Consider the following 19,425-nt stretch of genomic DNA (forward strand, 5'->3'; position numbering starts at 1 on the left):
GGGGGAGGATGGTCTTGGGCGGAAATCCGCACAGGCGCGCGTGGGTGGTCTTCGCCCTTGTCGGCTTGCTGCTGTGCCTTGGCGCCATGGTCTTCGCCGTCACCGAGGCACGCGACCGCGCCCTCGCGGGGGCCAGGGCGCAGGTCGCGACCGACGCCCGGCTGAAACTCGCCGTGCTGCGCGCCGAGATCGAGAAACACCGCTCCCTCCCCGTCGTGCTGGCCGAGGACCCGGATGTCGCTGATGCCCTGACAAGGGCGGGGGATGTCCCCGTGGTCGCCGCCCTGAACCGCAAGCTGGAGACCTTGAGCCGCGATACCCGCGTCGGCGTCATCTATGTCATGGACCGCCAGGGCGTGACCGTGGCCGCCAGCAACTGGCGCGAGAGCGACAGTTTCGTCGGCCAACGCTACGACTTCCGGCCCTATTTCAAGGCGGCGCTGGCGAGCGGCGCGGCCGAGCATTTCGCCCTCGGCACCAAGTCGAACAAGCCCGGCCTCTATCTGGCCCGGCGCCTGCGCGACGGTCTTGGCGTCGTCGTCATCAAGGTCGAATTCAACGGGCTGGAAAACGAATGGGCCGCGGACCGCGATCCGGTGCTGGTGACCGACGACAAGGGCGTCGTCCTGCTGACCGACCGGGCGGACTGGCGTTTCCACACCCTGAGCCCCCTCGACGCCGCGACGATCGAGGCGACGCGCGCCTCGCTCCAGTTCGGCGCCGCCCCCCTCGCCCCGCTGCCGGTCACCGACCGGGCGGGCGACATGCTGCGGATCGGCGGCGCGCGCTTCGTCAGCGCCACTGTCCCGGTGCCGACGACGAGCTGGACCCTGATGCTGCTGCGCGGCATCCAGCCCGTTACACGGCAGGCGGAAATCTCCGCCGCCCTCCTCGCCCTGCTCGGCAGTCTCGTCGTGATCGGGCCGGCCGGGGTTTATCTCCGCCGCCGCCAGCGCGCGATCGAGCGCCAGCACCAGGACATCGCCCGCCGCCGCGAACTGGAAGCCGAGGTCGAGGACCGCACCCGCGACCTCGTCGCCGCCAATACGCGCCTGTCGGGCGAGATCGCGGAACGCCAGCAGTTGCAGGACGAACTGGCCCAGGCCAATCGCCTCGCCATTCTCGGCCAGATCGCCGCCAGTGTCGCCCATGAGATCAACCAGCCGGTCGCCGCCATCCGCTCCTATGCCGACAATGCCGCCGCCTTCATCGATCGGGGCGACACGGCGACCGCCCGCGCCAACCTCGGCCTCATCGCCGGCCTGACCGAGAAGATCGGCGTCATCACCGGCCAGCTGCGCAATTTCGCCCGCCGGGCCGGCCGTGCCACCGGCCCGGTCAGCCTGTCGGCCGTGGTCGACGGCGCGCTCCTCCTGCTCGGCCCCCGGCTGCGGCGCCAGGGGGCGGAGATCACCGGGGATATTCCGGTCGACCTGCCCGCCGCCCTCGGCAATCCGGTGCGGCTGGAACAGGTCCTGGTCAACCTGCTGCAGAATGCCCTCGACGCCGTGCCCGGCGTGCCGCGCATCACCATCGCGGCGCGGGCGACGGCGGACACGGTCGAAGTCTCCGTCGCCGACAATGGCCCCGGCCTATCGCCCGAGGTGCGCGCCCGGCTGTTCACGCCGTTCGTGACGACGAAGCCGGCGGGCCTCGGCCTCGGCCTCGTCATTTCGGGCGATATCGTCAAGGATCTGGGCGGCAGCCTCGAAGCCGGCGAAGGCCCGGCGGGCGGCGCCCTGTTCACCGTGAGGCTGCGCCGCGCATGACCGATCCCCAGCCCTTCCCCACCGCTTTCCCCGTGGCCTTCGTCGACGACGAGGCCGACATCCGTGCCGCCAATGCCCAGAGCCTCGGCCTTGCCGGTTTCGATGTACAGTGCTTCGCCGATGCCGCTTCGGCGCTGGAAGCGATCGATGCCGATTTTCCCGGCGTCGTCGTCACCGACCTGCGGATGCCGCGTTTGGACGGGATCGAATTGTTCCGCCGCCTGAAGGCGCGCGATGCCGAATTGCCGGTCATCCTGATCACCGGGCATGGTGATATCGAAACCGCCGTCGCGATGTTGCGCGAAGGCGCCTATGATTTCATCGCCAAACCCTATCCCGCCGATCGCCTGATCGAGAGCGTGCGCCGCGCCGCCGACCGCCGCCGCCTCGTCCTGGAGAACCGCGCCCTGAAGGCCGCGCTCGACGCCGCGTCGGGCGAGGCGCCGCTGGTCGGCGTCAGCCCCGCCATGCAGGCCCTGCGCGCCCGCATCCGCAGCCTGGCCGATCTCGATGTCGATGTGCTCGTCCTCGGCGAGACCGGCTCGGGCAAGGAAATGGTCGCCCAGGCGCTGCACCAATGGGGGCGGCGGCGGGCGAAGCGCCTCGTCGCGCTCAATTGCGGTGCCCTGCCCGAAAGCGTGATCGACAGCGAGTTATTCGGTCACGAGGCCGGCGCCTTCACCGGCGCCCAGAAGAAACGCATCGGCCAGATCGAGCTGGCGGATGGCGGCACCCTGTTCCTCGACGAGATCGAGAGCATGCCGCTGGCCTTGCAGACCAAGCTGCTGCGCGTGCTCGAGGACCGGCAGGTGACGCCGCTCGGCGGTAACACAGGGCGGCGCATCGACATGCGGGTGGTCGCGGCGACCAAGATCGATCTCGCCCGGGCGGCCAAGGATGGCGGTTTCCGCGCCGACCTCGCCTATCGCCTCGATGTCGTGACCCTGCGCATCCCACCCTTGCGCGAGCGGCAGGATGATATTCCGCTGCTGTTCGGCCATTTCGCAGGCCGGGCCGCCGCCCGCTTCGGCCGCGACCGGCCCGAAATGACCGATGCCCTGCGCCGCCGCCTGCTGGCCCACGACTGGCCGGGCAATGTGCGCGAACTGGCCCATTTCGCCGAACGGATGGTGCTCGGCCTCGACGGCGACGACGTGCCGGACGAAGCCCCGCCGCCACCCGCCGGCGGCACCCTGCCCGAGCGCGTCGCCGCCTTCGAGGCCGCGCTGCTGCGCGAGGCGCTGCAACGTCACCGGGGCAATGTGGCCGCGGTGATCGACGAGTTGGGCCTGCCGCGCAAGACCTTCTACGACAAGCTGACCCGCCACGGCATCGCGCCGGGTGAGTTCAGGGACTGAAGGTCAGTCCGTGATGGCGGCGACGGCTTCACGGATGCGCCCGCCGCCGCCAGGCCAGGAAGCCGAGCGATGCGACAATCACGAGGACGATCCCTTGCGCCAGGGCGAAGGGCGGTTCATTCCCGTTGGGGGCGAGCGCGTTCAGTGCCCCGATCTTGAGGAAGGACTGCACCACGGCGACGAAGGCGTTGAGGTAAAGCGCCAGCGCCGCCGAAACGACATGCACCCCCAGCCAGCGGCCCCGCAGATGGAAGGCGTAACGGGCGACGATCGCGATGGTGAGCGCCAGAGTCGAGATCAGCCCGACCCCGAGCGCCGGGGTGAAAGCCGTGATCGGAAACAGGAATCCGGTCAGCGTGGTCGCGACGGTCGTCATCAGGAAGGCGCCGTCCCAGACCGGTAGCCAGCGGCCGGCGACGAGCCCAACCAGCCAGACCAGCCCGGAGCCGATGCCGATCAGGGAAAGAATAACATGAAGCAGTGTGAAATCCTGCACCGACAGCCCGAAGATCATGGTCCGTTTCCTTGTCCGAATGATATCCGGCAGTAGCGGTGCCCCCGATCCTGCCCCCCGAATATCATGCAGCCAAATTCCGCTCTGGACCAGCGATCAACCACTGTCAGGACGCGGGAATGCCGGCCCGGTCGAGGGCCGCCCGCTGGCGCCCGGCCAGCAATTCGGCATCGAAACCTTCCAGCGCCTCGTTGAACAGCCGGTACCAGTTGCGTGTCGCGCCGAGGTGCAGGAAGACGGCGCCAAGGCCGATGGCGGCCCGGTCCATGAAGACGAATTCCCGGGGCGGACGCAGGGGCCCCAGCGCCTTCAGCCTGCCGTGGACCTCCATCATCTCGCGCCTTCCGTATTCGGCGGGGGAGACGCCGTCGGCGATCGTGCGTTCCCGGTCGTCGAGCAGCGGGCCATAGATGAAGCGCGCCCAGATGTTCAGGGTCTCGATCAATTCGGCTGAAAGCGCGCGGAAGCCCCAGGTCTCATAGGCATGGACCGCGCGGTCGCGATCCCCCGTGCGCAGCGCGTGATAAAGCTCGACGACGCCGCCGACGAAAGACGCGGGGAAGATGCGCACGCAGCCGTAGTCGAGGAGGTTGATGCCTTCGGCATCGCCCAGCACCGTGTAATTGCCCAGGTGCGGATCGCCATGGATCACGCCGAGGCGGGCGAAGGGCAGCCACCAGGCGCGGAACAGAACCTCGGCCAGATGGTTGCGCTGGTCCTCGCCTGCGCCCTTCCAGTCGAGGATGGGGGTGCCCTCCAGCCAGGTCATGCTCAGCAGGCGGCGGGTCGACAGCTCGGCCAGGGGCCGGGGCACGCGAATATGCGACTCCCCGCCCAGAACCTCGGCATAGAGCCGCATGTGGGCGGCCTCGCGGATGTAATCCAGCTCTTCCCGCAGGCGGTCGGAGATTTCCTCGTAGATCTCGGCGGTATCGATCACGCCGTCCATGCGCTTGTGGATCGACAGGGCGAGTTTCAACTGCTTCAGGTCCGCCTCGACGGCGGAGAGCATGTCGGGATATTGCAGCTTGATCGCCAGCGCCGTGCCGTCATGGGCCGTGGCGCGGTGCACCTGGCCGAGCGATGCCGCCCCCACCGCTTCCTGCGCGAAATCGGCGAAACGCCCGCGCCAGTCGGGGCCGAGTTCGGCGCTCATCCGGCGGCGCACGAAGGGCCAGCCCATGGCGGGCGCCTGCGACTGCAACGTCGCCAGTTCCTTGGCGAATTCCTCGGGCACCGCGTCGGGCACGGTCGCGATGATCTGCGCCACCTTCATCAGGGGGCCCTTCAGGCCGCCCAGCACGCGGCGCATCTCGGCCGCGATCCTGGCGTAATCGGCCTCGCCGCCGGTGAGGCGGCGGCCGGCCTCGCGCAGGGCCATGCCGCCGACGGCACTGGTCACCTTCGCGTAACGGCGGGCGCGGCTGGCGAGGCGATTGCCTTCCGCGTCCCGCTCGTCAGTCATCGTGTTACATCGCCTCGAGCTGGTCGATCAGACCGGCGACGACATCCATGCCCCTGGACCAGAAGGCCGGGTCCGAGGCATCGAGGCCGAAGGGCGCGAGGAGTTCCTTGTGCCGCAGGGTGCCGCCCGCCTTCAGCATCTCGAGATATTTCTGCTGGAAACCGCTCTCCGCGCCTTCATAGACGGCATAGAGCGAATTCACCAGGCAGTCGCCGAAGGCATAGGCATAGACGTAGAACGGCGAATGGATGAAATGCGGGATGTAGCACCAGTAGGTCTCGTAGCCCGGATTCATGCGGATCGCGGGGCCGAGGCTCTCGCTCTGGATCTCCAGCCAGATCTGGCCGATGCGCTCCGCCGTCAGCTCGGCCTTGCGGCGCTCGTCGTGGACGCGGCATTCGAACTGGTAGAAGGCGGTCTGGCGCACCACCGTGTTGATCATGTCCTCGACCTTGGTCGCGAGCAGGATCTTGCGGCGGGCGGGGTCTGTCTCCTTGCGCAGCAGGGCCTGGAAGGTCAGCATCTCGCCGAAGACCGACGCCGTCTCGGCGAGGGTCAGGGGCGTGTCCGCCATCAAGGGCCCTTGCGCCGCCGCCAGCACCTGATGGACGCCATGGCCCAGTTCATGGGCGAGGGTCATGACGTCCCGCGTCTTGCCCTGATAGTTCAGCAAGAGATAGGGATGGGCCGAGGGCACGGTCGGATGGGCGAAGGCGCCCGGCGACTTGCCGGGACGAACCGGCGCGTCGATCCAGGCCGCGTCGAAGAAGCGCTTGCCGATATGGGCGAGTTCCGGCGAAAAGTCGCCATAGGCGCCGAGCACGGTCTCCTTCGCCTCGGTCCAGGAAATCGTCCGGTCGTCACCATCGGGCAGCGGCGCGTTGCGATCCCAGGCGTTCAGCGCCTCGACCCCGAACCATTTGGCCTTCAGCGCGTAATAGCGATGGGACAGCCGGGGATAGGCCGCCCGAACGGCGGTCACGAGGGCATCGACCACCTCGGCCTCGACCGCGTTGGACAGATGGCGGGCCGAGGCCGGCGTCGCATAGTGACGCCAGCGGTCCTCGATCTCCTTGTCCTTGGCGAGCGTGTTGGTGATCAGGGCGAAGAGCCGGATGTTCTTGGCGAAGACCTCCGACAGGGCATCGGCCGCCTTCTTCCGCACCTCGGGAGCGCGGTCCGACATCAGGTGCAGCGCCTCGGCCGAGGTCAGCTCCTTGCCGTCGATCGAGAAGCGCAGCGCGGCGAAGGTCTCGTCGAACAGTCGGGTCCAGGCGGCGCGGCCGGCGACATATTTCTCGTGCAGCAGCTTCTCGATCTCGTCGGACAGCTGATGCGGGCGATAGGCGCGCAGGTCGCGCAGCCAGGGCCGGTAATGGGCGAGCTCCGGCGATTCGGCGAGCTTCGCTTCCACCACCTCGTCATCGAGCTTGTTCAGCTCGAGGGTGAAGAACAGGAGATCGCTCGAGATATCGGTCAGCTTCTCCTGCGCGGTCTGCTGGAACTGGGCGATCTTCTCGTCCGCCATGTTGCCGGCATAGACGAGGCCTGAGTAGGAGCCGATGCGCCCCATCAGGTCCTGCAGCTTTTCGTATTCGACGAGGGCCGCGCCCACGTCGTCGCCGGAGAGTGATTCGAGCTTGCCCTGATAGCGGGCGGCGAAGGCTTTCACCGCCGCGCCCGCCTCGTCGAAGGCCGCCGCCAGCTCGGGCGAATCGAGGCCCGGGTAAAGATCGCTCAGATCCCATTCGGGCAAGACGCCCAGTTCCTCGTTCCGCTTCGCTTCGCTCATCGACCTGTCCCGTCACAAGAACCTGTTGGCGATATGGGGGCGGCGCCCCCGGCTGCCAAGGCTTTAGGCCTTCAGTCTTCGGTGTCGCCGACGCCGCTCTCGAACATGCCGAGGGCTTCGAGATAAAGCTCGAGGATGGCGTCCATCTCCTGACGCTCGGCCTTGTCGATCTTGCGCAGGCGGATCACCTGGCGCAGCACCTTGGTGTCGAAGCCATTGCCCTTGGCTTCGGCGTAGACCTCGCGGATATCGGCGGCGAGGGCCGCCTTCTCTTCTTCCAGACGCTCGATGCGGGCGACGAACTGGCGCAGCTGCTCACCGGCGATGCCGACGACTTCGGCCATGATGGACCTCTTCTACTGTAGGAATATGGGTGCGGACGTTAGCCGGGGCGGCCCTGCCTTGGCAATCGGCGAGGCCAGCAGAATTTTTCATGAGGGCGTTGACAAGCATCGGGCAGAGCGGTATCAACCCGGCCTCGCACCTGCCCAGGTGGCGGAATTGGTAGACGCGCTAGTTTCAGGTACTAGTGCCCGTAAGGGCGTGAAAGTTCGAGTCTTTTCCTGGGCACCACAGCGACCCCCCTCACCCGATTGAGGCCGCGCCATGACCGTGACGCTCCATAAGGGCGATCTCCCGGCCGACCTCGACCTCGGCCCCGTTGTTGCCATCGACACCGAGACCATGGGGCTGAACCCCCATCGTGACCGGCTGTGTCTCGTCCAGCTTTCTTCCGGCGACGGCAACGCCCATCTCGTGCAGATCGCGCTCGGCCAGAAGTCCGCACCCAATCTCGCGCGGCTGCTGACGGACCCCCAGGTCCTGAAGCTGTTTCATTTCGCCCGCTTCGATATCGCCGCCCTTTACCATGGCCTTGGCGCGCTGACGGCCCCCGTCTATTGCACCAAGATCGCGTCGAAACTGGTGCGCACCTTCACCGATCGCCACGGCCTCAAGGACCTGTGCAAGGAACTGGCCGGCATCGAGATCTCGAAGCAGCAGCAGACCTCAGACTGGGGCGCCCCGGACCTGTCCGAGGCCCAGATGGTCTATGCCGCCTCGGACGTGCTGTACCTTCACACCCTGAAGGCCAAGTTCGATGTCCTGCTCGCCCGCGAGGGTCGGACGGCGATGGCCAGGGCCTGCTATGACTTCCTGCCGACGCGGGCCCTGCTCGATCTTGAAGGCTGGCCCGAAGTCGACATATTTGCTCACTAGGCTCGGGGCTCGGCGCCACGGGCGTCCCACCTCCTGCTCCGGGTCCTGGCCGGCGGCCCGGCCGTGACCAAGACCGGCCGCCAAGCGAGCATGAAATTGAGCACTATTTCCACCGACCTTGCCGAAGCCCGCCGCGTCATCGCCATGGAGGCCGATGGCCTCGCGGCCCTTTCCGATTCGCTGAATGGCGCCTTCGAGGCCGCGGTGGAGCGGATCGCCACGTCGAAGGGCCGGGTCGCGGTTTCCGGCATGGGCAAATCGGGCCTCGTCGGGCGCAAGATCGCCGCCACCATGGCCTCGACCGGCACGCCCGCGCAATTCGTTCACCCGGCGGAAGCCAGCCACGGCGACCTTGGCATGATCACGCCGGACGATGTCGTGATCTGCCTGTCCAATTCGGGCGAGACCAAGGAACTGGCCGACATCGTCGCCTACACGCGGCGCCACGGCATCTGCCTGATCGCCATCACCTCGGGCGCGACCAGCACCCTTGCCCTGGCCTCAGACATCCTGCTCGCCCTGCCGGCCGCGCCGGAGGCCTGTCCGCTCGGCCTTGCCCCCACCACGTCGACCACCATGCAGCTTGCCCTCGGCGATGCGCTTGCGGTCGCCCTGATGGCGCGGCGCGGCTTCACCACCGAACAGTTCAAGTCGTTCCATCCCGGCGGCAAGCTGGGCGACAGCCTGGTGAAGGTCAGCGCGCTGATGCATCGGGGCGAGGAGATTCCACTGACCACGGCGCAGACCCGCATGGACCAGGTGATCCTGACCATCACCTCGGGCCATTTCGGCTGTGCCGGCGTCGTCGATTCGGCGGGGCGTCTGGTCGGGGTCATCACCGACGGCGACTTGCGCCGCAAGATGGGCCCCGGCCTCCTGACCCTTGGCGCCGGCGAGGTGATGAACCGCAACCCCCGCACCACGACCGAAAACGCGCTGGGCGCCGAAGCCCTGTTCATCATGAACAGCAAGGCGATCACCGCGCTCTTCGTCGTCGACGGCAATGGCCGCCCGGTCGGGATCCTGCATATCCACGATCTGCTGCGCGCGAAGGTCGCCTGACATGACCCGCCCGACCCTGTCGCCCAAGCGGGGACCGGCCCTGTCGGTGCAGCCCCCCCATCCCCGCTCGGACGGCCGCAGCTACAGCCGTTTCGTCGGCCTGATGAAAATCGTCCTGCCGCTGGTCGCGGTCGGCCTTCTGGGCGCCGTCCTGCTGTGGCCGTCGCTGGAGAGCCGGCAGGAAGCGGCGCTGTCGTGGGCCGACACCGAAATCAGGGCCGACGGCCTCGAAATGATCGCCCCGGTCCTGACCGGCGTCGACGACAAGGGCCGGCCCTACACGGTGACCGCCGCCAAGGCGACCGCCGACGGTCTGGAGCCGACCCAGGTCACCCTCAGCGAGATCAAGGCCGACATGGCGACCGAGGACGGCAAGCCGGTCCATGTGATCGCCGCCGCCGGTCTCTACCGCCTGAAGGCGGAAACCCTCGATCTCGAGGGCGGCGTCACGGTCACACTTTCCGACGGACACCAGGTGAAACTGGAAAGCGTGCGTCTCGACCTTGCCAAAGGCACGGCTTCGAGCGACAAGCGGGTAATAGCCTTCGGCCCCACCGGCCAGATCGAGGCCAATGCCATGAGCGCCAGCGATGGCGGCCATGTGATGCGCTTCGATGGTCAGGTCAAGGTCGTGATCACGCCGCGGGACGCATCCCCCCCCGCCGCCCCCGCGAGCGGTCAGCCGAGGAACGGAGAATGACGAAAGCTGTTCGAGTCCTGCGCCATGCCACCGTCCTTGGTCTTGCCACGCTTCTGGCCACGGGCCTGATGACCGGCACCCCCGCGGCCCTGGCCCAGACGGCGACCCAGCCGGGTCCGCCGCGCCTGAATTTCAATTCGAGCGCGCCGATCGAAATCCTGGCCGACAGCCTCGAGGTGACGGATCAGAGCTCGTCCGCCGTCTTCGTCGGCAACGTCAAGGTCACCCAGGCCGACATGATCCTGCGCGCCGACCGCCTCGAGGTGACCTATGCCGGCGGCAATATCGCCGGGGGCGAGGCCGGCGCCGGCCCGTCGGGCATCAAGCGGATCGTCGCCCGCGGCAATGTCTTCGTCACCGCCAGGGAAGACACGGCCCAGGGCGAGAGCGCGGTCTACGACCCCGCCGCCGGGGTCGTGGTCATGACCGGCAACGTCATCCTGACCCGCGGCGAGAATGTCCTGAAGGGCAAGGAACTCACCGTCAACCTGCGCACCGGGCGCAGCGTGATGACGGGGGGCGGCGCGGCCGGCGGCGAAGGTCGCGTCCAGGGTCTGATCGTGCCCGAACAGAAGACGGGCGGGCAGAAGGCGCAATGACGGACACGCTCGCCGCGCCGGTGGAGACCACGGCGCCGGCCGCCGAAACCGGCCTGGTCGCCCATTCGATCGGCAAGATCTACAACAAGCGCCCCGTGGTGCGCGGCGTCTCGCTGCATCTGCAGCGGGGCGAGGTCGTTGGCCTGCTCGGCCCGAACGGTGCCGGCAAGACCACCTGCTTCTACATGATCTCGGGCCTTGTCGCGCCCGACTACGGCAGCATCTTCTTCGATGGGCAGGACGTGACCGGCCTGCCGATGTACCGCCGCGCCCGCCTCGGCATCGGCTATCTGCCGCAGGAAGCCTCGATCTTCCGGGGCCTGACGGTCGAAGACAATATCCGCGCCGTGCTGGAGATCGTCGAAACCGAACGCGACCGGCGCGAGGCGGTGCTGGACGATCTCCTGGCCGAATTCTCCATCGCCCACCTGCGCAACACATCGTCGGTTGCGCTTTCGGGCGGCGAGCGACGTCGGGTGGAAATCGCCCGCGCCCTCGCCACCAGCCCCGCCTTCATCCTGCTGGACGAACCCCTGGCCGGTATCGACCCGATCGCGGTCGACGACATCCGCAATCTGATCGGCCATTTGAAGGACCGGGGCATCGGCGTGCTGATTACCGATCACAACGTCCGCGAAACGCTGGACATGATCGACAGGGCCTACATTATTCACGAGGGGCAGGTCCTGATGGAGGGCACCCCCGACGAGGTGGTCGCCCATGAAGGCGTCCGCCGCGTCTATCTCGGTGACAGGTTCAGCCTCTGACAGGTAGGGACAATGGCGATCGCTCAACGACTGGAGCTAAGACAAGGCCAGTCGCTGGTGATGACCCCGCAGCTGCAGCAGGCGATCAAACTTCTGCAGCTGAGCCAGATCGAGCTTGCCTCCTTCGTCGAACAGGAACTCGAGCGGAATCCCCTGCTCACCCGTGACGAAGGCAGCGGTGACGATAGTGGCGATGCCGACCGCCCGTCCGCCGATAACCCGGCCGACGGGGACGGACCGCGCCCTTCGACCGAAGGGCCGGTCGGGATCGACCGGGACATCCGCGACCAGGCAGACATGGGCCAGCAGGCGACGAGCCTGCAGGACGGCTATGAAAACGTCTTCGGCGACGATTCGGTGACCGACCGGGCGGCGCAGCCGTCGCCGGGGCCGGATGATCTGACCGAAACCAACTGGGCCGGCATCGGCGCCGGCGGGCGCGGCGATTTCGACGACAGCGAGTTTTCCGGCGACGAGCGTCTGGCTTCCGCCGTCTCGCTGCGCGATCACCTGATGGCGCAATTGGCCGAATTGGCCCTGGCCGGCCCCGACCGGCTGATGGCTGCCAATCTGGTCGATTCCCTCGACGAGGCCGGCTATCTGACCGAGTCGAGCGCGGATATCGCCGCTCGCCTCGGCATCGACGAGGTCGCGCTCGAAGCCCTGCTGCGCGTCCTGCAGGAACTGGACCCGCCGGGCGTCTTCGCCCGCTCGCTGCAGGAATGCCTGGAGATCCAGTGCCGCGAGGCCGACCGGCTGGACCCGTCGATGGCGGCCGTCCTGCGCCACCTCGATCTCGTCGCGCGGCGCGACCTTTCCGCCCTCGCCCGCCATGCCGGCGTCGACGAGGACGAGATCATCGAGATCATCAAGGAAATCCGCACCCTCAACCCCAAGCCGGGTCATGCTTTCGACACGGCGCCGGTGCAGGCGGTCATTCCCGATGTCTTCATCCGCCGGGGCAGCGATGGCGACTGGCTGATCGAGTTGAACGCCGAGACCATGCCCCGGGTACTGATCGACCGGCGCTACGCCGCGCGCCTGTCGGGCTCGGACACCACGCGCAAGGACGACAAGGCCTATCTGTCGGATTGTCTCGCCTCGGCCAACTGGCTGGTGAAGGCGCTGGACCAGCGGGCGCGCACGATCCTCAAGGTCGCGACGTCGCTCGTCCGGCAGCAGGATGCCTTCCTGCGTTTCGGCATCGCCCATCTGCGGCCGATGAACCTGAAGGCGATCGCCGAGGAAATCGGCATGCATGAATCGACCGTGTCGCGCGTCACCGCCAACAAATGGGTGTGGACGCCGCGCGGCCTGTTCGAAATGAAATTCTTCTTCACCGCCGCCATCGGCTCGACCGATGGCTCGGACGCCCATTCGGCCGAATCCGTGCGCCATCGGCTGCGCCAGCTGATCGACGCCGAGGTTCCGAACGCGATTCTGTCGGACGACAAGCTGGTCGAGTTGCTGAAGCGCGACGGCATCGACATCGCCAGGCGCACGGTCGCGAAATACCGCGAGGCCATGGGCATCGGCTCGTCCACCGAACGCCGCCGCCAGAAGGCCATCGGCCGGCGCTGACCGCGCGTGCCCCGGGCGGAAAATGGTCTAACCTCGCGCTGCCTACTGGAAACCCGGGGCGTTAGCTCGTAAGTATGAGGGGACGGATCTGTCGTCCGTATGCGTCCTCGGGGGAGTTTGCATCGCAACGCGATGCGTCGCCCGCGGTGCGGCAGAGACGTCCAAGCGCCCCTTTCCTCAAGCGCAGGCAAAAGCATGAAGCTGATCATCTCCGGCAAACAAATCGACATCGGCGAAGCCCTTCGCACCCATGTCACGGAGCGTCTGGGCGCCGTCATCGGCAAATATTACGACAGCCCGATCGATGCGACCGTGACCTTCTCCCGCCAGGCGCATCTGTTCCGCACCGACATCACCGTTCATTTCGGCGCCGGCCTGACGGTGGTCGCCGAAGGTGACGGGACCGAGATCTACGCGAGCTTCGAGGTCGCGGCGGAACGCATCGAGAAGCGTCTTCGCCGGCACAAGCGTCGCCTCAAGAATCACCACCACGGCGCCGTGCGCACCCTGGAGCCGGCCCTCGCCTATATCCTTTCCCCCGAACCGGAAGAAAGCGACGACAGCTCGCTCCCCCAGGGCAACGATCATCCGCTGGTGATCGCGGAAAACGAGGCTGAAATCGAGACCCTGACCGTGTCCGAAGCGGTGTTCCGGCTTGATCTCGGCGCGCATCCGGCCATGATGTTCCGGAATCGAGCCAACGGTGGCCTCAACGTCGTCTATCGGCGTCCGGACGGCAATATCGGCTGGATCGAACCGAATAAACGCGCCGCAGGCGCCCCGGTGTGAGGCAGTACCCTTGGAGCTTAGCACCATCATCAGCCCTGAGGGCGTGATCGCCGATCTCAAGGTGAACGGCAAGAAGCAGGCTCTGATGGAGTTGTCCGCCCGTGCCGCCGCGATTACCGGCGTGCACGAGCGGACGATCTTCGACATCCTCCTCGAGCGGGAACGCCTCGGCACCACGGGCGTGGGCCAGGGCATCGCCATTCCTCATGGCAAGCTGAGCGAGATCGACCGTCTGTTCGGTCTCTTCGCGCGGCTGAGCCAGCCGATCGATTTCGAATCGATCGACGAGCAGCCGGTCGACCTGATTTTCCTGCTGCTGGCCCCCCAGGGGGCGGGCGCTGATCATCTGAAGGCCCTCGCCCGGGTGTCGCGCCTGCTGCGTGACAAGGAAACCTGCGAGAAGCTGCGCCACGGCGACTCGGTCGAGGCGATCTATTCCCTGCTGACCGACAGCGCAAGGCCGCACGCGGCCTGACGTCATTGATCCGATCGCGGTGACACTGGCGGGTTCGGGCCTTCGGCGCCCCTTCCCGCCGCCGCCCCCTGCGCGGAAAACATCACCGAAGGGGGTGGCGACGGTTGCGATGCCACCCGGAAATGGTACTCTCCCATAGGCGACTTCCTATGGGGGAAACCATGCCGAACATCGTCGCTCTGCCCACCTCTTTGACGGCGCTGATCCGTGATATCGAGGAACGGATGCCTCAGGGCGGAGCGCAGCGCTCCCCCCTGTTTCAAGAAATCGAAACGCTGATCGGCCTGATCAACGACGGGGCACTCGTGCCTTCTCAGGATTTCGTCGCGGATTCGGTCGGGGCAGGTGATCCCGAAAAATTCGTGCAATATGTGATCATCAATGATCCCGACGAGGTCTGTCCCGAATGCCACAGGCCGTATTAGGGTAGGGGGACGCCGTGGATACGGAACCATCAGGGCCGACACCCTCCCCCGAACCACCGCCACCACCGGGGCCACCACCACCACCGGGACCGCCACCGCCACCGCCCGGCGGCTCGAGTGGCGCCGCATCCCCCTTCACCGCCTATAGTTTGCTGCCCGACAAGGATGATCCGCGCACGATCGCGTTTCACCGGACAAGAAGCAGCCCTGCCATTCCGCCGGACATGCAGCGCCTCGTCGATGACATTTCCGATGCCGCGGGCCGCGTCGACGTCTTCTTTCAGCGCGAGAAGGCAACCCGCAAGTTCCTGATCGAGCGGATAGGCTTCGCCGCCGCGCAGATCGTGGGGCCTGAGCCCAAGGTCGAGATCGGGCGCGGCAATCTCGAACTGGCGAAGCGCGATATCGTCAATGCCGCCTATGCCAGCCGTCGCAAGTACATGTGGCAATTCACGCGCCTGGTGGCCCGATTGTCGCTGCCCTTGCTGATTCTGGGGGCCCTATGTCTCACGGTGGCGTCGGGTCCCGTCACCATTTGCGGAACGACGTTCACCAGCCCTTCGTGGTTGCCCCTCGTGGTCATCGCCCTGTGGATTCCCGCGGGTGGCGGCATCGGTGCCTTGACGGAATTCCTGCTCCGCCCGGATGCGCTTCAATATTCCGACATCATGTCCTTTGATCCGGGACGCTGGGACCCCAAGGCCCGTTTCGTCATCGTCATGATCGTCGGATATGTCACAGCATTCGTGCTGTGGTCCGGCGTCTTCAGCATCGGATTCGGCGATCACAAGCTGGAAGAATTCACGCGGGACAAACCGTGGCTGGCGATCGTCATCGGCTTCATGACGGGCTTTGCCTTCTCGTCGGTGCGCGACCGCCTCATCTCTCTCAGGCCGAAGCAAACTTCGACCTGAGAGCCTGCTGTCAGTGCACGCTGACGGGCTGCATCTCGTGCTGGATCGCGGCGGCGAAGGCCAGGTCGCGGTTGGCGGCCAGGGCCAGGGGTGCGCCGTCGGCGGCATGGACCGAGAACGCCGGCTTGCCGTCGATGACGATGGGCTTGACATAGACAAGCGCGCCGCTGCCGAGGCCGGCCAGGTCTTCCTGGCTGATGTGCCGCATGTCGGCACTATTCGTGTGACCAATCATTTCAACACCTCCGTTGGATGCCCCATCATGGGCACATCCCGGTTAACGGGCCGTTTCAGCCCCGTTTGCTTCAGCGGGACGCCTTCGTCCCCTCGTCCGGCCCCAGGATCTGGGCTTCGCCCCCCAGATCGCCGTCGATCGGAATCGTGCGCACCACCGTCGCCGGCACGGGACGGCGCAGATCGATGTGGAGGAGGCCGTTGTCGAGGCCAGCTCGCACGATCTCGATCCCTTCGGCCAGCACGAAAGCCTTCTGGAACTGGCGGGCGGCGATGCCGCGGTGGATATAGACGCGCTTGCCGTCGTCCTGGGCCTGGCGGCCGCGCACGATCAGCTGATTCTCCTCGACCGTGACCGACAGGTCCTCGCGGGCGAAACCCGCGACGGCGAGGGAGATGCGCAGGGAATCAGGACCCGTCTGTTCGATGTTGTAGGGCGGATAGCCATCGGTCGCCGATTTGGCGACCCGGTCCAGCACCCGCTCCATATGGTCGAAACCGAGCAGCAATGGACTGTTGAACACGGACAGGCGGGACATGCAGCGAACCCCTCGATCGAGCGAGCCATGATGCGGCGACCCCGAAGGCATCGCCGCCCCTATGATCTGGCGATCGGCCCGCCAAAATCAAGGGGTAGCGGGCACAAGGCCCCTCACCCTCACGATACGATGGGCGGCACGAAGGACAGGCCCATGTCCCAGGGGAAATAGATCCAGGTATCCTGGCTGACCTCGGTCACGAAAGTATCGACCAGGGGCCGGCCCATGGGTTTGGCGTAGACCGTGGCGAAATGCGCCCTGGGCAGCATGTCGCGCACGATGCGGGCGGTCTTGCCGGTGTCGACCAGATCGTCGATCAGCAGGATCTCGCTGCCGCCATCGGCCGCCAGTTCCGCCAGTTCGGGCCCGATGCCCTTCATGATCTGGCTTTCGCCCTGTTCCTTGTAGTCGTGGTAGGAGGCGATGCAGATCGTGTCGATCAGGCGAATGTTCAATTCGCGGGCCACGATCAGCGCCGGCACCAGCCCGCCCCGGGTGATGCAGACGATGGCCTTGTATTTCCGTTCTCCGGCGGTCAGGCGCCAGGTCAGGGCACGGGTATCGCGGTGCAATTGCTCCCAGGACACGGGAAAGGCCTTTTGGGCGTTCGGCTCGCTCATCCATCATCCCCGATGTGAAGAAGGCCAGAAAGCAAGAAGGGCGACCCTCGCGGATCGCCCTTGCCTTGTCTTCAGACGGTTGGTGGAGCCAAGGGGAGTCGAACCCCTGACCTCTTGAATGCCATTCAAGCGCTCTCCCAACTGAGCTATGGCCCCAAACCGTCTAAGCCGCTGATTCTGCTACCGTTTTGCTTGCGCTTGGTAGCGTCCCCTGCGGAGCGCGGACAATAGTGAGGGTCCGCGATCCGGTCAAGAGCTTTTTTTCAGCGGTCCTTTTCGTCGTCCAGATCGAGGTCGGCGTCGACCACGTCCTCGAGATCCTCGTCCTCGAGATCGTCGTCGGTATCGAGCAGGGTGTCGTCGACATCCTCGTCGTCCTCGACCGCGTCCTCGACGTCGATGGTCTCGCCATCTTCATCGACGGTGTCGGCGGCGGCGATGAGGTCTTCCTCGTCGCCATCGAGTTCGGCGATGCCGACATCCTCTTCCTCGTCGTCCTCGTCGACCGGCGCGACGCGTTCCTCGTCGTCGACATCCTCGTCGTCGAGGTCATCGACCACCTTGGCGGCGACGGCCGCCGCTGCCGCGACCTTGGCCTTGGCGGCCTTGGCGTCCGGCCGCACGCGGCGAATCTTCAGGGCCGCGTCGGGCTCGAAGACGGTTTCGCACTTCGGGCAGACGATCGGGTCGCGACCCATGTCGTAGAAGCGCGCGCCGCAGGCGAGGCACTGCCGCTTCGCGCCCCATTCCGGTTTGGCCATGGTGTTCCCCTGATAGCGAAAATTCAGGGGCTGGCTTTGCCATGAAGTGCGCGGTCTGTCAAAGCGATTGGCGACGTGGTAAGTGCACGGCTCGTCGATTCGGACATCAAGGCTCCAAAGTGCCCGCCCAAAGCGCCAAGATCAGCCCGGCCCTGGCCGGCACCGTCACGGTCCCCGGGGACAAGTCCATCTCGCATCGCGCGCTGATTCTCGGCGGCGTCGCGGTGGGCGAAACCGATGTGACCGGCCTTCTCGAAGGCGATGACGTCCTTCACACCGCCGAATGCATGCGCCGGCTGGGCGCCACCGTCACCCGCCTGGGCGACGGCCACTGGCGGGTCCAGGGTGTCGGCGTCGGCGGCCTGATCGAGCCGGCCGACATTCTCGACATGGGCAATTCGGGTACCGGCGCTCGGCTTCTGATGGGTCTTGTCGCCGGCCATCCGATCACCGCCATCTTCACGGGCGACGCCTCGCTGAACAAGCGGCCCATGGCCCGGGTGACCGAGCCCCTGTCGCGCATGGGCGCCAGTTTCGTCGGCCGGGCCGGCGGCAAGCTGCCCATGGCCGTGATCGGCGCCCGCAACCCGATGCCGATCGAATATCGCCTGCCGGTCGCCTCGGCCCAGGTGAAATCGGCGATCCTTCTCGCCGGGCTGTGCGCCCCGGGCGAGACCACGGTGATCGAGCCCGAGCCGACCCGCGACCATTCCGAGCGCCTGCTGGGCCATTTCGGCGCGGAAGTGCGCATCGTCGACGCCGACGACGGCAGCCGCCACGTCACCCTGAGCGGCCAGCCCGAGCTGGTAGCCGCCCCGGTGGTGGTGCCGGGCGATCCGTCCTCGGCCGCCTTCCCCATCGTCGCCGCCCTGATCGTGCCAGGCTCCGACATCGTCGTGCGCAATGTCGGCCTCAATCCCTTGCGCATCGGCCTGTTCGACACGCTGATCGAGATGGGCGCCCGCATCGACTATCTCGAGCGCCGGGTGGCCGGCGGCGAGCCGGTGGCCGATCTGCGCGTCCGCCATTCCGAACTGAAGGGCGTGACCGTGCCGGCCGGCCGCGCGCCCTCGATGATCGACGAATATCCGGTGCTCGCCGTCGCCGCCGCCTTCGCCAGGGGCGCGACGCGGATGGAGGGCCTGGCCGAATTGCGGGTGAAGGAAAGCGACCGCCTCGCCGCCGTCGCCGCCGGCCTCGCCGCCAACGGCGTCGCTCATGAGGCGGGTCCTGATTACCTGATCGTCACGGGCAAGGGCGCTGTCCCCGGCGGCGGCACCGTCGCCACCCACATGGACCACCGCATCGCCATGGCCTTCCTCGTCATGGGCCTGGCGTCGGCACAGCCGGTGACGGTCGACGACAATCACATGATCGATACCTCCTTCCCCGACTTCGGCGGCCTGATGGCGTCGCTCGGTGCCGTCCTGTCATGACGGGAAGGCCCTTCATCGTCGCGATCGACGGGCCGGCCGCCGCCGGCAAGGGCACCCTCGCCCGCCGTCTCGCCGATGCTTTCGGCTTTGCCTATCTCGATACCGGCGCGCTGTACCGGGGCGTCGCCCTCAGCCTGATCCGGGCCGGCGTCGCCGATCCGACCGAGAGCGAGGCGACCAAGGCCGCCCTGCGGCTCGATCTTTCGCTGCTGCAAAGTCCCGACCTCCGGCTGGAGGCGACGGGCGGCATGGCCTCGCGCATCGCCGTGATGCCCGCCGTCCGCGCCGCGCTCGACGCGCTGCAGCGCCGTTTCGCCGAAATCCCGCCGCAGGGCGCCCCGGGCGCCGTGATCGACGGCCGCGACATCGGCACCGTGATCTGCCCCAAGGCCCAGGTGAAACTGTTC

22 protein-coding genes and 2 tRNA genes are annotated in these 19,425 nt (G+C 66.9%); 15 read left to right on the top strand and 9 right to left on the bottom strand.

Annotated features, from left to right (window positions below):
- Positions 1-44: 44 nt before the first annotated feature.
- Both WAZ62_RS06775 and WAZ62_RS06780 read left to right on the top strand, forming a co-directional pair.
- Positions 45-1,769 carry a sensor histidine kinase gene (locus WAZ62_RS06775; protein ID WP_422642753.1) on the top strand — a complete coding sequence of 575 codons (1,725 nt, stop codon included), beginning with the start codon at positions 45-47 and terminating at the stop codon, positions 1,767-1,769.
- Entirely contained in the window at positions 1,766-3,127 is a 1,362-nt protein-coding gene (locus tag WAZ62_RS06780; protein ID WP_422642754.1) for a sigma-54-dependent transcriptional regulator, read from the top strand. Before WAZ62_RS06775 ends, WAZ62_RS06780 begins: the two co-directional genes overlap by 4 nt.
- Positions 3,128-3,155: 28 nt before the next feature.
- On the opposite strand, the gene WAZ62_RS06785 is transcribed toward WAZ62_RS06780, so the two are convergent.
- The 4 genes from WAZ62_RS06785 to WAZ62_RS06800 form a co-directional block, all read right to left on the bottom strand.
- Positions 3,156-3,641, bottom strand: a complete 486-nt coding sequence (locus tag WAZ62_RS06785) for a hypothetical protein (RefSeq protein ID WP_422642755.1) — start codon at positions 3,639-3,641, stop codon at positions 3,156-3,158.
- Positions 3,642-3,747: 106 nt separating this feature from the next.
- Complete coding sequence (locus WAZ62_RS06790; RefSeq protein WP_422642756.1) at positions 3,748-5,106, bottom strand: ABC1 kinase family protein; 1,359 nt, start codon at positions 5,104-5,106, stop codon at positions 3,748-3,750.
- Positions 5,107-5,110: 4 nt separating this feature from the next.
- A complete protein-coding gene (locus WAZ62_RS06795) occupies positions 5,111-6,898 on the bottom strand; it encodes a M3 family oligoendopeptidase (protein WP_422642757.1) in 1,788 nt (595 codons plus the stop codon).
- A 71-nt stretch (positions 6,899-6,969) separates the two neighbouring features.
- The gene (locus WAZ62_RS06800; RefSeq protein WP_422642758.1) at positions 6,970-7,242 is read right to left on the bottom strand and encodes a DUF2312 domain-containing protein; all 273 of its coding nucleotides are present in this window, start codon (positions 7,240-7,242) and stop codon (positions 6,970-6,972) included.
- Between the two features lie 142 nt (positions 7,243-7,384).
- On the opposite strand from WAZ62_RS06800, the gene WAZ62_RS06805 reads away from it, so the two are divergent.
- From WAZ62_RS06805 to WAZ62_RS06855, 11 genes are all read left to right on the top strand, one after another.
- Positions 7,385-7,471: transfer RNA gene (locus WAZ62_RS06805), tRNA-Leu, on the top strand.
- A gap of 33 nt (positions 7,472-7,504) precedes the next feature.
- Positions 7,505-8,116, top strand: a complete 612-nt coding sequence (locus WAZ62_RS06810) for a ribonuclease D (protein ID WP_422642759.1) — start codon at positions 7,505-7,507, stop codon at positions 8,114-8,116.
- 90 nt (positions 8,117-8,206) lie between these two features.
- Positions 8,207-9,178 carry a KpsF/GutQ family sugar-phosphate isomerase gene (locus tag WAZ62_RS06815; RefSeq protein ID WP_422642760.1) on the top strand — a complete coding sequence of 324 codons (972 nt, stop codon included), beginning with the start codon at positions 8,207-8,209 and terminating at the stop codon, positions 9,176-9,178.
- Between the two features lies 1 nt (position 9,179).
- Complete coding sequence (gene lptC, locus WAZ62_RS06820; RefSeq protein WP_422642761.1) at positions 9,180-9,878, top strand: LPS export ABC transporter periplasmic protein LptC; 699 nt, start codon at positions 9,180-9,182, stop codon at positions 9,876-9,878.
- Complete coding sequence (gene lptA, locus WAZ62_RS06825) at positions 9,875-10,477, top strand: lipopolysaccharide transport periplasmic protein LptA (protein ID WP_422642762.1); 603 nt, start codon at positions 9,875-9,877, stop codon at positions 10,475-10,477. Before lptC ends, lptA begins: the two co-directional genes overlap by 4 nt.
- Positions 10,474-11,244: an LPS export ABC transporter ATP-binding protein gene (gene lptB, locus WAZ62_RS06830; RefSeq protein WP_422642763.1), complete on the top strand. Its 771-nt coding sequence runs from the start codon at positions 10,474-10,476 to the stop codon at positions 11,242-11,244. The genes lptA and lptB overlap by 4 nt, the downstream gene beginning before the upstream one ends.
- 12 nt (positions 11,245-11,256) lie before the next feature.
- Positions 11,257-12,825 (top strand): RNA polymerase factor sigma-54, encoded by a 1,569-nt coding sequence (gene rpoN / locus WAZ62_RS06835; RefSeq protein ID WP_422642764.1) that lies wholly within the window; start codon positions 11,257-11,259, stop codon positions 12,823-12,825.
- Between the two features lie 117 nt (positions 12,826-12,942).
- On the top strand, positions 12,943-13,614 hold the full coding sequence (gene hpf, locus WAZ62_RS06840; RefSeq protein WP_422642765.1) for a ribosome hibernation-promoting factor, HPF/YfiA family: 672 nt from the start codon (positions 12,943-12,945) through the stop codon (positions 13,612-13,614).
- Between the two features lie 10 nt (positions 13,615-13,624).
- A complete protein-coding gene (gene ptsN / locus WAZ62_RS06845; RefSeq protein ID WP_422642766.1) occupies positions 13,625-14,089 on the top strand; it encodes a PTS IIA-like nitrogen regulatory protein PtsN in 465 nt (154 codons plus the stop codon).
- Between the two features lie 161 nt (positions 14,090-14,250).
- Positions 14,251-14,514, top strand: a complete 264-nt coding sequence (locus WAZ62_RS06850; RefSeq protein WP_422642767.1) for a hypothetical protein — start codon at positions 14,251-14,253, stop codon at positions 14,512-14,514.
- 149 nt (positions 14,515-14,663) lie between these two features.
- Positions 14,664-15,428, top strand: coding sequence for a hypothetical protein (locus WAZ62_RS06855; protein WP_422642768.1), 765 nt, complete (start codon positions 14,664-14,666; stop codon positions 15,426-15,428).
- 10 nt (positions 15,429-15,438) lie between these two features.
- Here the strand turns inward: WAZ62_RS06855 and WAZ62_RS06860 are convergent, their stop codons facing one another.
- The 5 genes from WAZ62_RS06860 to WAZ62_RS06880 all read right to left on the bottom strand — a co-directional run bounded on the left by WAZ62_RS06860 (position 15,439) and on the right by WAZ62_RS06880 (position 17,582).
- Positions 15,439-15,636 carry a DUF1150 family protein gene (locus WAZ62_RS06860; protein WP_422642769.1) on the bottom strand — a complete coding sequence of 66 codons (198 nt, stop codon included), beginning with the start codon at positions 15,634-15,636 and terminating at the stop codon, positions 15,439-15,441.
- A gap of 97 nt (positions 15,637-15,733) precedes the next feature.
- Positions 15,734-16,201: an Hsp20 family protein gene (locus WAZ62_RS06865; RefSeq protein ID WP_422642770.1), complete on the bottom strand. Its 468-nt coding sequence runs from the start codon at positions 16,199-16,201 to the stop codon at positions 15,734-15,736.
- 119 nt (positions 16,202-16,320) lie between these two features.
- Complete coding sequence (gene gpt, locus WAZ62_RS06870) at positions 16,321-16,821, bottom strand: xanthine phosphoribosyltransferase (protein WP_422642771.1); 501 nt, start codon at positions 16,819-16,821, stop codon at positions 16,321-16,323.
- Between the two features lie 80 nt (positions 16,822-16,901).
- Positions 16,902-16,977: transfer RNA gene (locus WAZ62_RS06875), tRNA-Ala, on the bottom strand.
- A 107-nt stretch (positions 16,978-17,084) separates the two neighbouring features.
- Entirely contained in the window at positions 17,085-17,582 is a 498-nt protein-coding gene (locus WAZ62_RS06880) for a TIGR02300 family protein (RefSeq protein ID WP_422642772.1), read from the bottom strand.
- 119 nt (positions 17,583-17,701) lie between these two features.
- Here WAZ62_RS06880 and aroA point away from each other — a divergent pair, with 119 nt between their 5' ends.
- The gene (gene aroA, locus WAZ62_RS06885; protein WP_422642773.1) at positions 17,702-19,018 is read left to right on the top strand and encodes a 3-phosphoshikimate 1-carboxyvinyltransferase; all 1,317 of its coding nucleotides are present in this window, start codon (positions 17,702-17,704) and stop codon (positions 19,016-19,018) included.
- The coding region (locus WAZ62_RS06890; RefSeq protein WP_422642774.1) for a (d)CMP kinase at positions 19,015-19,425 on the top strand (411 nt) is incomplete at its 3' end. The genes aroA and WAZ62_RS06890, both read left to right, overlap by 4 nt.

The sequence above is a fragment of the Zavarzinia sp. genome (assembly GCF_049306435.1).
Classification (GTDB): Bacteria; Pseudomonadota; Alphaproteobacteria; order Zavarziniales; family Zavarziniaceae; genus Zavarzinia.